12 protein-coding genes are annotated in these 15,246 nt (G+C 25.6%); 10 read left to right on the forward strand and 2 right to left on the reverse strand.

Annotated elements, in window-relative coordinates:
* Positions 1–101 precede the first annotated feature (101 nt).
* The 6 genes from NWE74_RS00590 (at position 102) to NWE74_RS00615 (ending at position 7,008) form a co-directional block, all read left to right on the forward strand.
* Positions 102–1,358, forward strand: coding sequence for an S-layer homology domain-containing protein (locus tag NWE74_RS00590; RefSeq protein ID WP_258241317.1), 1,257 nt, complete (start codon positions 102–104; stop codon positions 1,356–1,358).
* 102 nt (positions 1,359–1,460) lie between these two features.
* Positions 1,461–2,903 carry a prenyltransferase/squalene oxidase repeat-containing protein gene (locus NWE74_RS00595; protein ID WP_258241318.1) on the forward strand — a complete coding sequence of 481 codons (1,443 nt, stop codon included), beginning with the start codon at positions 1,461–1,463 and terminating at the stop codon, positions 2,901–2,903.
* 56 nt (positions 2,904–2,959) lie between these two features.
* Positions 2,960–3,748, forward strand: a complete 789-nt coding sequence (locus NWE74_RS00600) for a DUF4430 domain-containing protein (protein ID WP_258241319.1) — start codon at positions 2,960–2,962, stop codon at positions 3,746–3,748.
* Between the two features lies 1 nt (position 3,749).
* Positions 3,750–4,619, forward strand: a complete 870-nt coding sequence (locus NWE74_RS00605) for an energy-coupling factor transporter transmembrane component T (RefSeq protein WP_258241320.1) — start codon at positions 3,750–3,752, stop codon at positions 4,617–4,619.
* Positions 4,607–6,319 (forward strand): ABC transporter ATP-binding protein, encoded by a 1,713-nt coding sequence (locus NWE74_RS00610; RefSeq protein ID WP_258241321.1) that lies wholly within the window; start codon positions 4,607–4,609, stop codon positions 6,317–6,319. Before NWE74_RS00605 ends, NWE74_RS00610 begins: the two co-directional genes overlap by 13 nt.
* Positions 6,277–7,008: an ECF transporter S component gene (locus NWE74_RS00615; protein WP_258241322.1), complete on the forward strand. Its 732-nt coding sequence runs from the start codon at positions 6,277–6,279 to the stop codon at positions 7,006–7,008. Before NWE74_RS00610 ends, NWE74_RS00615 begins: the two co-directional genes overlap by 43 nt.
* 348 nt (positions 7,009–7,356) lie before the next feature.
* On the opposite strand, the gene NWE74_RS00620 is transcribed toward NWE74_RS00615, so the two are convergent.
* Positions 7,357–7,554 (reverse strand): hypothetical protein, encoded by a 198-nt coding sequence (locus NWE74_RS00620; RefSeq protein WP_258241323.1) that lies wholly within the window; start codon positions 7,552–7,554, stop codon positions 7,357–7,359.
* Positions 7,555–7,824: 270 nt separating this feature from the next.
* Between NWE74_RS00620 and NWE74_RS00625 the strand changes: the two genes are divergently transcribed.
* The 4 genes from NWE74_RS00625 (at position 7,825) to NWE74_RS00640 (ending at position 13,514) form a co-directional block, all read left to right on the forward strand.
* Positions 7,825–8,529, forward strand: coding sequence for a response regulator transcription factor (locus NWE74_RS00625; protein WP_258241324.1), 705 nt, complete (start codon positions 7,825–7,827; stop codon positions 8,527–8,529).
* Positions 8,501–10,699, forward strand: a complete 2,199-nt coding sequence (locus tag NWE74_RS00630) for a sensor histidine kinase (RefSeq protein WP_258241325.1) — start codon at positions 8,501–8,503, stop codon at positions 10,697–10,699. The genes NWE74_RS00625 and NWE74_RS00630 overlap by 29 nt, the downstream gene beginning before the upstream one ends.
* A 363-nt stretch (positions 10,700–11,062) precedes the next feature.
* On the forward strand, positions 11,063–11,662 hold the full coding sequence (locus NWE74_RS00635; RefSeq protein ID WP_258241326.1) for a hypothetical protein: 600 nt from the start codon (positions 11,063–11,065) through the stop codon (positions 11,660–11,662).
* A 145-nt stretch (positions 11,663–11,807) separates the two neighbouring features.
* Positions 11,808–13,514, forward strand: coding sequence for an ATP-binding protein (locus tag NWE74_RS00640; RefSeq protein WP_258241327.1), 1,707 nt, complete (start codon positions 11,808–11,810; stop codon positions 13,512–13,514).
* A 41-nt stretch (positions 13,515–13,555) separates the two neighbouring features.
* Here the strand turns inward: NWE74_RS00640 and nhaC are convergent, their stop codons facing one another.
* Positions 13,556–14,992 carry a Na+/H+ antiporter NhaC gene (gene nhaC, locus NWE74_RS00645; RefSeq protein ID WP_258241328.1) on the reverse strand — a complete coding sequence of 479 codons (1,437 nt, stop codon included), beginning with the start codon at positions 14,990–14,992 and terminating at the stop codon, positions 13,556–13,558.
* Between the last annotated feature and the right edge of the window lie 254 nt (positions 14,993–15,246).

A 15,246-nucleotide genomic window follows, 5' to 3' on the forward strand; every position in this document is an offset into this window, starting at 1 on the left:
TATAAAATATAAATAAAAAGTAATTAAAGTTTTTATAAAAACTTTAATTACTTTTTATAAATTAAATAAGAGTTAAAATATTTTTAGGAGGTGTGAAATAGATGAAATATTTAATTAAAAAATTTTCATTATTTATAATAAGCTTAATATTGATATTTAATCTATCATCAACAAGCACTGTATTAGCATATGAAACTAAAATAAACTCAAAGTCTAATACCATACAATTAGGAGTATATAAGGATGATGGTGCTATATATGAAAGCTTAGAAGTGCCATATACAAGTGGTGATACAGCATACTCAATAATAAAAAAAGTGCTTGGAAATAAAGTACAGTCAATAGGAAGCGATGAAACTATATATGTTGAAGCAATTGATGGTTTAGGAGAATTTGATAGAGGTAAAGATAGTGGATGGAATTATTCTGTGAATAGGGTTATGCCTAACTATAGTGCAGGTATATATAGTTTAAAAGCTGGAGATGAAATAATATGGCATTATACTATAAACTTAGGAAAAGATATTCAAAAAAGCTATGATAGATTTGATATATTTAAAAATAAAAATCAAGATAATTCATCAACAAACAATAAACCTATAATATATACAATAGATAAAGAAGTAAAATTAAATCATAAATTTGATCCGATGAAAGATGTAAAATCAATAGATAAAGAAGATGGGGATTTAACTGAGTTTATAAAAGTTATTAGTAATGAAGTTAATACATCTAAAGAAGGTACATATAAAGTAATATATGAAGTAACAGATAGTGATGGAAACAAGACTATGAAAGAGATAAAAGTAAAGGTGGCAAATAAGCAATTATCAAATGTAGAATTTAGCGATATAAACAATCATTGGGCTAAAAAACAAATTGAAGAATTTTCAACTAAAGGATTTATAGGTGGATATAGTGATAATACTTTTAAACCAAATAAAACAATAACAAGAGCAGAGTTTGTAAAAATAATTAATAATGTGTATGGATTTAAAGATAAGGGAATAGAAAGATTTAATGATGTACAAATAAATAATTGGTTTTATGATGATGTATGCAAAGCAGTAAAAGCTGGATATATAAATGGAAAATCTGACAATACATTTGAACCAAATCAAAACATAACAAGAGAAGAAGTTGCTGTAATATTGACAAATATAAATAAAAATAAAGATAATAACACTGATAAACTAAATCAATTTAAAGATGGAAGTCAAACATCAACTTGGGCAAAAAGTTCAGTAGAAGGCTCAATAGAAGCTAATTATGTAGATGGGTATGATGATAATACAATAAGACCCAAAGCACATATAACAAGAGCAGAAGCTGTAACTATATTAAGTAGAGTAAAATAATTTTAGATATTTAAAATAAGAAGCCTTTCTCATAAAAAATGTAGTAGAAGGCTTTTTATATTTTTTTAAGCTACTTATAAATATTAGAGGGGATGATATGAGATGAATAACAAAAAGTATTATTCAACAATTATGATGTTATCTATAAGTTTAAATATATTAGATCCAATATGTGTATTTGCAAATGAACAAATAATAGAAAGTACATTAAATACAAATAGAAATTATAGTGAAGAAAGTCTAGATAAAAATTTTAAACAAGAACATTTGAGTAATAGTATTATTATGAATGATAACGCTATAATTGAAAAGGAAGAAGAATTTAGCGATGTAGTTACAACAACTTCTACTATAGAAGAATCATCGAATGGTGAAAATATAGAAACAAGTTTTTTAGCTAAAACTGTGGATATGATTGAAATTTCTAAACATATAAAGGAAGCTTCTCAATCTATTTTAAATAGAGTAAAGAATCCATCTTATGGAGATGAATGGAGTATTTTTGCATTAGCAAGAAGTGGAGTTACTGTACCATCAGGATACTATGAGAAATATTATAAAAATGTAGAACAAGTAGTAAAAGAAAAAAAAGGAAACTTACATAGAGCAAAATATACTGAATACTCAAGAATAATAATAGCACTAACCTCTATTGGAAAAGATCCATCGAATGTTGGAGGATATAACTTAGTAGAAAAGTTATATGATTATGACAATGTATCAAAACAGGGAATAAATGGAACTGTATTTGCATTAATTGCATTAGATACTAAATCATTTAATATACCTGAAAGTGCTAATAATTCAAGAGAAAAAATGGTAGAAGAAATTATACATGAGCAACTATATGATGGAGGATTTAATTTAACATCTGAAAAAGGTGACGTAGACATAACTGCGATGGCTATTCAAGCATTGGCTAAATATAAAGATCAAAAAAATGTAAAAGAATCTATAGATAAAGCACTTAAATTTTTATCTAAAGCTCAGCTTGAAACAGGAGGGTTTGGAACTGATGAAGGTGAAACTGTAGAAAGTGGTGCACAAGTTGTAATAGCATTAAATGCTTTAGGTATAGAGATAAACAATGAACGATTTATTAAGAATGGAAAAAATGTAATGGATTCAATAATAGGATTTAAAGCATCAGATGGCGGGTTTAGACACTTATTAACGCAGACATCTTCAAATGCAATGGCAACTGAACAAGCTGTACATGCATTAGCATCTCAATATAGAGAAATGAATTTAAAAACAAAGCTATATGATACTAGTGATATTGAAATAATTAATAATTCAAATCAAGATGAAGACTTAAATAAAAATAATGAGAATAATAGTACTTTAGGAAATAATTCTAATAATAATCATGCTATTAATAATGAAAGAAGTAATAAAGCCAAAATTAATAATCAGATACCAACAAACACAATACAGATAAAAAATCCAAAAACTTCTGATTCTTCTATATTAGGTTATGTTGGTATGCTTATATTTTCTATTTTTGGATTAGTAATTGTAAAAATAAAAAATAAAAATATTTAAATATTTAAGTATTAAAACTATAAAATACATTGATAACTTAGAAAGGGAATGAAAGTATGGATAAAAAAATTTTAAGTATAATTGCAGTAGCTATCTCATTTTTATTAATTATTGGATTAATGTTTAATAGTATTTTTTCCAGAGCAAATAAAAATGAAAATAAACCTAAAGAAAATGTTGTAATGTACAATAGTAAAAAAAATAAAAATAGTGAAAATGATAAAAAATATAATAAAGATATGGATAATAAAGAAGGAAATATAAAAGAAGAGAGTAAAGATAGCGATAATAAAGAATTAGAAGCAGAGAGCAATAACAATGAAAATAATTATACTTTAGAAGAAAATAAACCAAATGAAGAAAATAATGTTTCAGGTAATGATTCAAATATAGAAAATAAGTCTGACATAAATAATAGTAACTTAAATGTAGAGCAAGAAATACCTAAAACACAAACTGTAACTGTGTCAATAAGTTGTAAAACAGCAATAAAAAATGGTGTAAATAATGAAGTTGGATTTACTCATTTACCATCAAATGGAATAATATTACCTGCAATTGAAGTACAGATTAAAGAAGGAGAGACTGTGTTTGATGTATTAAAAAAAATAGTACTTGAAAAAGGTATACATATGGAATATACAGGTGCGGGTCAAACTATATACATAGAAGGAATAAATAATTTATATGAGTTTGATGGGGGTAAAGATAGCGGATGGATGTATAATGTAAATGGTTGGTATCCAAATTATGGATGTGGAGTGTACAACTTAAAAGATGGTGACATAATACAGTGGAATTATACTTGTGATTTAGGCTATGATTTAGGAGCTAGAGTTAATTAGTATGGAAAGGGCATTAGGCGCATATCATCCGCTTGTTAGTTTTACATATTTTGTAGTAGTGATTGGAACATCTATGTTATGCATGCATCCTATATTTGTAGTAATATCACTTATTAGTGGAACACTATACTCATTTATAATTAATCGGGAGAAGACAAAGCAAATATTAAAATTTTCTAGTTTGATGATTATTTTAATTACATTAGCAAATGTAATATTTGTAAACAGAGGTGTAACAGTTTTATTTTATTTAAGAGGAAATCCAATAACTTTAGAGTCTTTTTTATATGGAATATTATCTGGATTAATGATGGCTTGTGTAATTGTATGGTTTAGTTGTTATAACGAAATTGTTACTTCGGACAAGTTTTTATATATATTTGGGAAAACTCTGCCTTCTATTGCATTAATGGCGAGTATGACTTTAGGGCTTATACCTAAGTTAATAAATCAAACTAAAGTAATAGCTAGCACACAAAAAACAATAGGTATTGACTATGAAGAAGGTACTATAATAAAAAAAATAAAGAGTAGTATGAGAATATTATCAATAGTAGTAACATGGGCATTAGAAGATGCAGTTCAAACAGCTGATTCTATGAAAGCTAGAGGGTATGGAATAAAAGGAAGAACTAATTTTACAATATTTATATTTATTAAAAGGGATATAATAATGCTTGGGTTTATATGGATTGTAGCCGTATTTTTAGGATCTGCATATTCAAATGGATATTGTCAATTATTATTTTATCCAACTATACAATCGATAAGATTAGATACATTATCTACAATATTATATTTATCATTTTTTATTATAACTATAATACCGATTGTTTTAGAACTATGGGAGGGATACAAATGGAAATACTAAGATTAGACGGATTAAAGTTTTCATATCCAAATAAATTAAAGAAAGCATTAAACAAAATAGATATTAGCATAAAAGAAGGTGAATTTGTCTTAATTTGTGGTCAATCTGGATGCGGAAAAAGCACCTTACTTAGACATCTCAAACCAGAATTAAGACCTCATGGAAAAGGAAATGGTAAAATATTTTATTATTCAAAAAATATAAATGAATATCCACAGCAAGAGCTAGTAAGTCAAATTGGGTATGTTTTACAAAATCCAGATGCACAAATTGTAACGGATAAGGTATGGCATGAACTAGCTTTTGGATTAGAAAATTTAGGATTAGATACACAAACAATAAGAATAAGAGTAGCTGAAATGGCAAGCTTTTTTGGAATACAAGGGTGGTTTAGAAAAAGTATATCTGATTTATCCGGAGGTCAAAAGCAGTTACTAAACTTAGCAGCTATAATGGTAATGCAACCTAAAGTACTTATATTAGATGAGCCGACATCGCAACTAGATCCAATAGCATCGAAGGAATTTATTGACACACTAGTTAGAATAAACAAAGAATTATCAACTACTATAATAATAACCGAGCATAATTTAGAAGATATATTTTCAATAGCAGATAAAGTTATAGTTATGGACGATGGAAATATACTATGTAATGATACTCCGCAAAAAGTTGTTGATAAACTTTATAAAATAAAACACAGTATGTTTAAAGCAATGCCAACTTCTAGTAAAGTATATAGTGAACTAAAAATATATTTGGATACGGAGCACAATTGTCCATTAACCGTAAAAGAAGGTAAACAGTGGCTAAATGATATTTTAAAAAATAGATATATAAATAGTCTCAATAGTATAGAAAAACTACATAATAATTTGAAAGTAAATGAAATCGTTATAGAATTAAAAGATGTTTGGTTTCAGTATAGTAAAAATTTAGAACCTGTATTAAGAAATGTATCATTTAAGGTATATAAGGGAGATATATATTCGATATTAGGAGGAAATGGGACAGGAAAGACAACAACTTTATCTATAATATCTAAGCAGAGGAAAGCACAAAGAGGACAGATATTTATAAAAGGAAAAGAAATAAAAAAATATAATAATAAATCTTTATATGAAGAAAATTTAGCTATACTTCCTCAAAATCCACAATCATTATTTGTACAAGAAAACTTAAAATCAGATTTAGAAGAAGTATTAATTTTAAAAAATAAGTCTAAAGAACAGATTTATGAAGAAGTGAATAGAATAAGTGAATTATTGGAAATCTGTCATTTACTTAACCAACATCCTTATGATTTAAGTGGGGGAGAATTGCAACGAGCAGGTCTAGCCAAAATTATGTTGTCTAATCCACAGATAATACTATTAGATGAACCAACAAAGGGTCTAGATAATCAATCAAAAGAAGATATATCTAAGGTTTTACTAAAGTTAAAATCTATGAATGTAACAATAATATTAGTTAGCCATGACATAGAGTTTAGTGCTAGATATTCTGATAGATGTGCAATGTTCTTTGATGGAATGATAGTATCAGAAGGAACTCCTAGGCAATTTTTCTTAGGGAATAATTTTTATACAACTGTAGCAAATAGAATGACTAGAAATATTTTTGAAGATACACTTATTTATGAGGATGTGGTTAAATTATGCAAGTTAAATTTAGAGAAGAAAGAAACTGTAAGTTTATAAAACATAGATTTAAAATACTAATATTACTTATAACTACTATATTTCCTATATGCTTAATATTATATACCAAATATGATAATAGAAATTATGCATTGATAAGTTTATTATTTATTACTTTATCAATGATACCATTTTTAATGATATATGAATTAAAAAAGCCTCAGGCTAGAGAATGGGTACCATTAGCTGTTATGGCAGCTCTTGCCGCTATAGGAAGAGTAGCATTTGCACCAGTTCCATTTTTTAAACCGACATCAGCCATAATAATAATAACAGCAAGTGTATTTGGACCAGAAGCTGGTTTTTTAACAGGTGCTGTATCTGCATTATCTTCAAATTTATTTTTTGGACAAGGTCCTTGGACTCCTTGGCAAATGTTTAGTTGGGGTATAATAGGTTTTTTATCAGGTTTTTTAATTAAAAAAAATTTAATAAACAATAAATTAAAGTTGTACTTATTTGGAGGAATTAGTGGGTTTATATTTGGATGGATAATGAATATTTGGACAGCTACATCATTTATTAATGAGATTTCAAGTGAATCATTTTTATCATTATATGCTTCAAGCTTTCCGACTGATTTGATACATTCAATTGCTACTATCATATTTTTAAAATATTTATATGATCCATGGAGAGCTAAGTTAAAAAGAGTTAAGGTTAAATTTGGTCTTGTAAATATAGAATAACCATATTTGTATTAAATAAAGCCAATAGCAATAAAACCTTATAATATATAAGTTATTGGCTTTATTTAATGTTAAATTTTTATTATAAGTATTTATATAAATACCAACCTTATAGCTTGCTATAATACCATAGTAGCACAGGCATCAAATATTGAGGCTATAATATTACTTCCAATAGTAATTAAAAAATTTTGTATAAAATACCAAGCCATAAAAAACATTGCTGATAAAAATAAATAATAAAGAAGCTTTTTTTCCTGTATTTATAATAAACTTATCCATATCAGATTTAGAATCATAAAAATCCTCAATAGCTTGTCTAGCTAAAATTTCTTCCTCGGTATTTTTTTAATTGTAAGAAAGATAGATTTCTAAAATGGCAGTAGTATTTTTATTTTGATTTAAATCTAAAACTTTATTAGATATAAAAGAATCTATATCATCTCTTAAATCTCTATTTTCAATAGAACTAAAGTCAAACTCATAAAATAGGTCTTTATAAGAATCGACTTTTATTGGAATTATATAACTATTTTCTATATTCATATTTTCACCTATATAAATTTAATTACTAATTGTAAAATTCCCTATATATATAAATATTATTTATTTAAGTTTAAAATTTTTATTGAATTTCTTTAGGAAATCTTTAGTATTATATACCAAAAATCTTAAAAGTTTAGATATATTATATTAACTATAGAAAAGATAACAAGCGCAAAGGAGGGAAAAATTTAATGCATAGATTGATGATAAATAAGAAGTTACCTATGATATTATATAATTATGTAAAAATATAATTTAGCGGGGTATAAAATGAATAATTATAATATTTTAGTAGTAGAGGATGAAAAAGATATAGCATTAGCGATACAAGCGTATTTAGTAAATCAAGGATATAATGTTTTTATAGGACATAATGGAGTTGATGGTCTAGAAATTGTAGAAAAACAAAATATACATTTAGGAATTGTAGATATAATGATGCCTAAAATGGATGGTATAGAATTTACTATGAAAGTAAGAGAGAATTATGATTTTCCTATAATGATGTTATCTGCAAAGTCAGAAGAGATTGATAAAATAACAGGGCTAAATATTGGCGCTGATGATTATGTGACAAAACCATTTAAACCGTTAGAGTTATTAGCTAGAGTAAACTCTCAGTTAAGACGATATAGGAAATTTTTAAATATGGTTCAAAAAGATATAAAAAATGAAAATTTATTTATTATAGGAGGGCTAGAATTAGATACATCAACAAAAGAAGTAAGTGTAGATGGTAATTTTATAAAAACAACTCCTATAGAATTTAAGATATTAACACTTCTTATGAAAAATCCAGGAAGAGTATTTTCAGCAGATGAAATATATGAAAAAGTTTGGAAAGAAAGAGCGGTTAATACAGATACTATTATGGTTCATGTAAGAAATATTAGAGAAAAAATAGAAATGAACCCAAAAGATCCTAAATATTTGAAGGTGGTGTGGGGTGTTGGATACAAAATTGAAAAACAATAAATTTATAGTAAATATAGTAGTAATAATATCAATATTAATAGCATCAATAGGTATGTGCTTAGTTTATCCTAAAATAGAAAAGGATAGTGATAAATTTGGTTATAATATATTTGAAGAAGGGTACAGGTTTTTAGAAGAAATTCACCTTGCTAATTATTCTTTATATTATCAGTGTAAAAAATATGGTGAAGAAAAACAAATAAAACCATCAGATATTTTAGTTGAATACAGTGAAATATACAAGCGAGAACACGAAGATGATTATTATGTACAAAATGATTATGCTAATTATAAAAATGAAATAAACAACAAAATATATAATTTAAATAAAGAACTTAATACTGAATTTAAAAATTTAGAATATTATGCAGTTGATAAGGAAAATAAAGAAATTAAAAAAAAATCAAATGGAAAGATAGATATATTATTAGATGAAAAGGCAACGAAAAATGATATATTAAGTTTAAATAATAATTACAATTTTTATATAGTATTAGATTACGATGAAAATGCTAATATTAAAATAGAAAAGATACATGGTGCAAATAAAGAAGTTGTATTGAATAATCTAGAATCTTTACAAAGAGAGAATAGATTAGATATGAACTATGAATCAAATGGAGCTACAATAAAGCCTATATCTAATATGAAATTTATTTATGCAGTACCAAACAAATTAGTTGCAGGAGATAAGATATATGACTTTAAAACATGGCAAGAAAATTATTCTTATACATCGGCATCATACTTATATATAAACATAGCTATGCTATTTATAGTATTACTGTTTATAATAATTCCATATAAAGAATTAAAGAATATATTCAAATTTGATAAATTTATTAAGATACCTTTTGAGATAGTTGCTTTTATTGTGTTAATGGCGATTACATTTATATATGGAAGCGGTGAAATAATAATAAGCCCAAGTATAAAACAACAACTTATTGATTTTAATCGAATTCAATTAGATGAAACTGTAAAAAGTACATTAGTATATTTATTAAATATGATATATTGGATATGTTGTTTTTCAGCAATCTTTATAGGTATTATTACGACTAAACACATGATTAAGATTGGAATACGAAATTATTTAAGAGAAACTTGTTTAATTTGTAAAGCTTTTAGATACTTAAAAAATAAGATTAAAAATTTAATTAAATGGTGCTGTGATATAAAATTAAATAGTGAAGATAACAAAAAAATTATAATTGCACTATTAATAAATTTTGTAGTGCTATCTATAATGTGTAGTATATGGTTCTTTGGAATATTTGGATTGATAATATATACAGTTTTATTATATGTATTAGTTAAAAAGTACTATAATAAGGTGAGACAAGATTATTTAAAATTATTAAATGTAACAAGTGAAATAAGTTGTGGAAATTTAGATATAGACACAAATGAAGACTTAGGAACGTTTAATGTATTAAAGGATGAAATTTCAAATATACAAAAAGGATTTAAAAATGCAGTAGATGAAGAAGTTAAAAGTCAAAAAATGAAAACGGAGCTTATATCAAATGTAAGCCATGATTTGAAAACGCCTCTAACTTCGATAATTACTTATGTTGATTTATTAAAAGATAAGAATTTAGATGAAGAAAAAAGAGCATTATATCTAGATACATTAGATAAAAAATCTCAAAGACTTCAAGCATTGATAGAAGATTTGTTTGAAGTTAGCAAAGCTACAAGTGGCAATATAACTTTAAATAAAATAGATGTAGATGTAGTAGCTTTAATGAAGCAAACATTACTTGAATTAGATGATAAGATAAAAGAATCATCTCTTATTGTTAGAAGTAATTATCCTAATAATAAAGTAATACTTTCATTAGATAGTCAAAGGATATTTAGAGTATTTGAAAATCTTGTAATAAATATAACTAAGTATGCTATGCAAGGATCCAGAGTATATATAGATATAATAGAAAATGAAGAATTTGTAGAGATAAGCTTTAAGAATATGACTAAAGATGAAATTACATTTAATATAAATGAATTAGCTGAGAGGTTTGTAAGAGGAGATAAGTCTAGAAATACAGAAGGAAGTGGTCTAGGGCTTGCTATAGCTAAGAGCTTTATAGAGTTACAAGGTGGAATATTTAAGTTAAGTATTGATGGTGATTTATTTAAAGTAGTAATAAAATTTGCTAAATAATATATTGAATTAAATATATGTTTATGAAATAATATAGTCGACAACATAAAAAGGGGTGACACTATGAACAAAGACTATTATTGTCCTTATTGTGAGTCAAAACTTGAAGAAATGAATAGCTGAGGTTCTATAAGTTATTTTTGCATGGAATGCAAAATGTTGATTTCTAGAAGTAAAAAACTTACAAAAGAAAAATTAGAGCAAAGAAAAAAAGAAGAAAATTAAATATATAAATAAAAACTACACTTTAATTATAGAGTGTAGTTTTTATTTATATATTTAACTAAAGTTTAACATTATTTTTAAGTTGAATCTGATATAATTTACATAAAATTTTACATTGAAAAATTATGAGGTGATTCTATGGATGAGTACATAGGAATTGTTATAAAAAATCAATGGGACAATATACTATTACATGATGGAAATTTTTACATAAAAACGAAGGTAAAAGAAAATAGTGATATTATAAATACAATAAAGGCAGAAATAGTTGAAAACTTAGATAAAGAAATTTTTAAAATAAAAAAAGTTTACAAAGAAAAGTTAGAGCATAAATTTGAAACTTTAACTATATACTTAGTTGAGGTTGGAGTATATACGAATGATTTTGAATTTTTAAAAATAGATCAAATACCTAAAGAAATATACTCATTTGAAGATAAAGCATTTTTTGAAAAATATATTCTAAAAGAAGATGAATATACAACTTTATTATCATCTATATTTAATCTAATTATATTAATTGGAATTGTAGATATACTTCCAATAATAAAATCTTATTTAAATTTACAATTATTTTCTATAGGAGTAATATTTACAGCAATATTATTTTTTGTATTCAAGAACATTATAGGACCTAAGATATCAGAAAGATTAATTAAATTTAATTTAAATATAAAAATAGCTAATAGTATAACTACGATGATAATAATTTACTATTGTATAAAACTTATAAGATAAGTTAATTTAAAATGGTGTTTATTAAATTTATCTTTATAAAAAGTATAAAAAATATAGAAATAGTTACAAAGCTATAAATTAACAAGGGGATTATCTAAAAATGTAGAATTATATTTATATATGAAGTTTTGTGGGGGTTATATCAATGAAACAGTTTTTAGATAATTTAGATACTTGTGTAATAATTTTAGATAAAAAGTTAAATCCAGTATTATGCAACAAAAGGTTATTAAATAAATTAGAAATTAATAATGAAGATATATTAACTTTAAAAATATCTGTGGATGGTAAAGAAGATAAAGCTGAAATAAATAAAATTTTAAAAAATAATGAAAAAATCAAAAATCAAAAATTAGCAGTACGATTGATTACAGGTAAAAAAACTATAGAACTTGAAAGCAAAATAGTAGAAGATACTTTTTTAGATGAAGATGTAATAATAATTTTTAGTGATAACGTAAATGTTATAAACTTTAACGAAAATATAGAGAATACAACAATAGAAAATAGTATAAAAAAAGAAATAAATGAAACTGCTAAATGTATAGAAAGACTAAATAAACTACTAGATAATTTAGAAAAAGATCAAGACATAACCAAGTTAATCAAAGTACAGGATTTAAAAAAAGGTATAGAAGTAATGTTAGGGGAAATATATAAATCTAAATTGATAAAGAAAGATTTTGAATTATTGCTAGGGATCTCAGTAGATTTAGTTGGAAGTATGGCAATTAATGGTCAAATAAAAACATCTACTATAGCATGGAGTAAATGCTTAGGATGGGATGAAAAAGAATTATTAAATTTTAATATATTAGATATAATACATGAAAAAGATAAAGATAGTTTTATGAATATATTGATAAGCTCTGATGAAGAAGTAAAAACTGTAGAAAATAAGATAAAATGCAAAAACAATACTTATAAATGTTTTAGATGGAGAATTAAACTAATAAAAGAAAGAGAAACTTTTACATTTACTATAAGAGATATAACCAAAGATGTAGAGGAACAAGAAAAAAGGAAACAGTTAGAAGATGCTGTTGCTTTAGAAAGTATAAAAAATGAATTTTTTGCAAATATGTCTCATGAATTTAAAACTCCTTTAAATATAATATTAGGCACAATGCAATTACTTACAAAAAACTATTCTAATAATAATATAGTTTGTAACAATAATTTTGATTTAGAAAAATATCTTAAATTAATAAAACAAAATTCATATAGATTATTGAGACTTGTAAATAATTTAATAGATATGACTAGAATAGATAATGGATATTATGAAGTAAGGCTAGGAAATCATGATATTGTAAAGATTGTAGAGGATATAACACTCTCTGTTGCTCAGTATATAGAAGGTAATGGAATAAATTTAATATTTGATACTAATTATGAAGAGTATATAGTTGCATGTGATCCAGAAAAGATAGAAAGAATTTTATTAAATTTATTATCAAATTCAATAAAATATACAAAACAAGGTGGATATATACATGTAAATCTTAATATAGATAAACATAACATAAATATATCTGTTAAAGACAATGGAGAAGGTATTGTAGAGGAGAAGCTGCCGATAATATTTAATAGATTTGTTCAAGGAAATCATATATTAGCTAGACCTTGTGAAGGCAGTGGTATAGGTCTATCATTAGTAAAGTCATTAGTAGAAATGCATGATGGCAATATAGATGTTAAAAGTAAGGTAGGATTAGGAACAGAGTTTCAATTTCACATACCAAATAAAAAAATAGATAGTGATAAATATAAATCTATAATAGATGCCTCAACAGAGGGCAATAAAATTGAAAAATGTAATATTGAGTTTTCAGATATCTATGGTGTATAAGTGAAAATGCTTGCCTAAAATTTAGGCAAGCATTTTTATTTTTAAGCTAAGTTTTGACCTTCAGGATTTTGCAATCTTTCTATTTCATCCTCAGAGATAGTTTCAATTTTAAACTTAATAGCAATTAAGAATAAAGAAACCAAAGGATTTATTAAATTTAAAAAGGCATATGGGAAGTAAGCAAATGTGCTAACTCCTAATGTACCATATATGTAAGCACCACATGTATTCCAAGGTACAAGTGCTGAACTCATTGTACCACTGTCTTCAAGTGCTCTTGAAAGCATTTTAGGATGTAATCCCCTTTTTAAATATTCATCTTTATACATTCTACCAGGTATGACTATTGAAAGATATTGTTCACCAGCAACTGCATTTGTTAGAACACATGTAGCCATTGTAGCAAATACAACACCAAATGTTCCTTTTGCAAATCGTAGTATAGATGAAGCTAAAACTTGTAGCATTCCTGTTCTTTCTAAAATACCTCCTAAAGATAGAGCACAGATTGTAAGAGATACAGTAGACATCATAGACATTAGTCCACCTTTAGATAATAAGTCATCAACTGCAGGAACGCCACTAGAAGAAACAAATCCACTGTGAGCAGTATTAATAATATCTCCAATTGATGCACCTTGGAACACTATAGCAAATACAAATCCTAATACAGCACCAGCTATAAGTCCTGGAATTGCAGGAACTTTAAATATTACTAATGTTATAACTATTATTGGTGGGATAAATAAAATAGGTGATAATGTATTAAATGAACTTGCTAAAGTTTCTCTAATTAAAGTAATTTGAGATAAATCTAAATCTTGGCCAGCATATTTCATTCCCATAAAACCATAAATAATTAAACAAATAATCAATGATGGAACTGTAGAATAAAGCATGAATTTTATATGATCAAATAAATTAGTACCAGCCATAGCCGGAGCAAGGTTAGTTGTTTCTGATAGTGGAGATAGTTTGTCTCCAAAATATGCACCTGATATTATAGCACCAGCAACTAATGGTGCAGGTATTCCTAATCCCTGACCGATTCCTAGAAGAGCAACACCTACTGTTCCCATAGTAGTCCATGATGAACCTGTGGCTATAGATACAATTCCACAAATTAATACAGTTGCAACTAAGAATATTTGAGGTGATAAAATTTCAAGTCCCCAGTATATCATAGCAGGAACTATACCACTTATTATCCATGTTCCAATAAGAACCCCTATTATCATAATTATTAAAATAGCTTGCATTGCCATTTTTATAGTTACAAACATGCTTTCTTCTAATTCTCCCCAGGAATAGCCTAATCTGCATACTGCGATAAGTGCAGCAACTATAGTACCTCCAATTAATGGAACATGAGGAGAAGCCTCATATTTAAAAATAGAAATACCTAAAAATAATACTAAACATCCTATAGGAATTAATGCATCAAACAATGTAGCTTGCCTTTTCTGTTTATCTTCCATATGGTATAAAAACCCCCTTAAATTTTTAATCTAACTTATAGATGAAAGTCACGAAAGGATATGCTTTTTAGTTTTATAGAGCAATTTTTGTGCCAAAACAAAATATAAACCAGTAAAAAACAAAAAATAAAAATTAAATATTTAGACAATTTAGAAAATATCAATGTAAAGAATATTTAAAAATATTAAAAAAATTTAATATAGATTTAACACATAAACATTAATTTTAAAATAAATTGCAAATAAATATGCAC

It is taken from the genome of Romboutsia lituseburensis (genome assembly GCF_024723825.1).
Lineage (GTDB): Bacteria > Bacillota > Clostridia > Peptostreptococcales > Peptostreptococcaceae > Romboutsia_F > Romboutsia_F lituseburensis_A.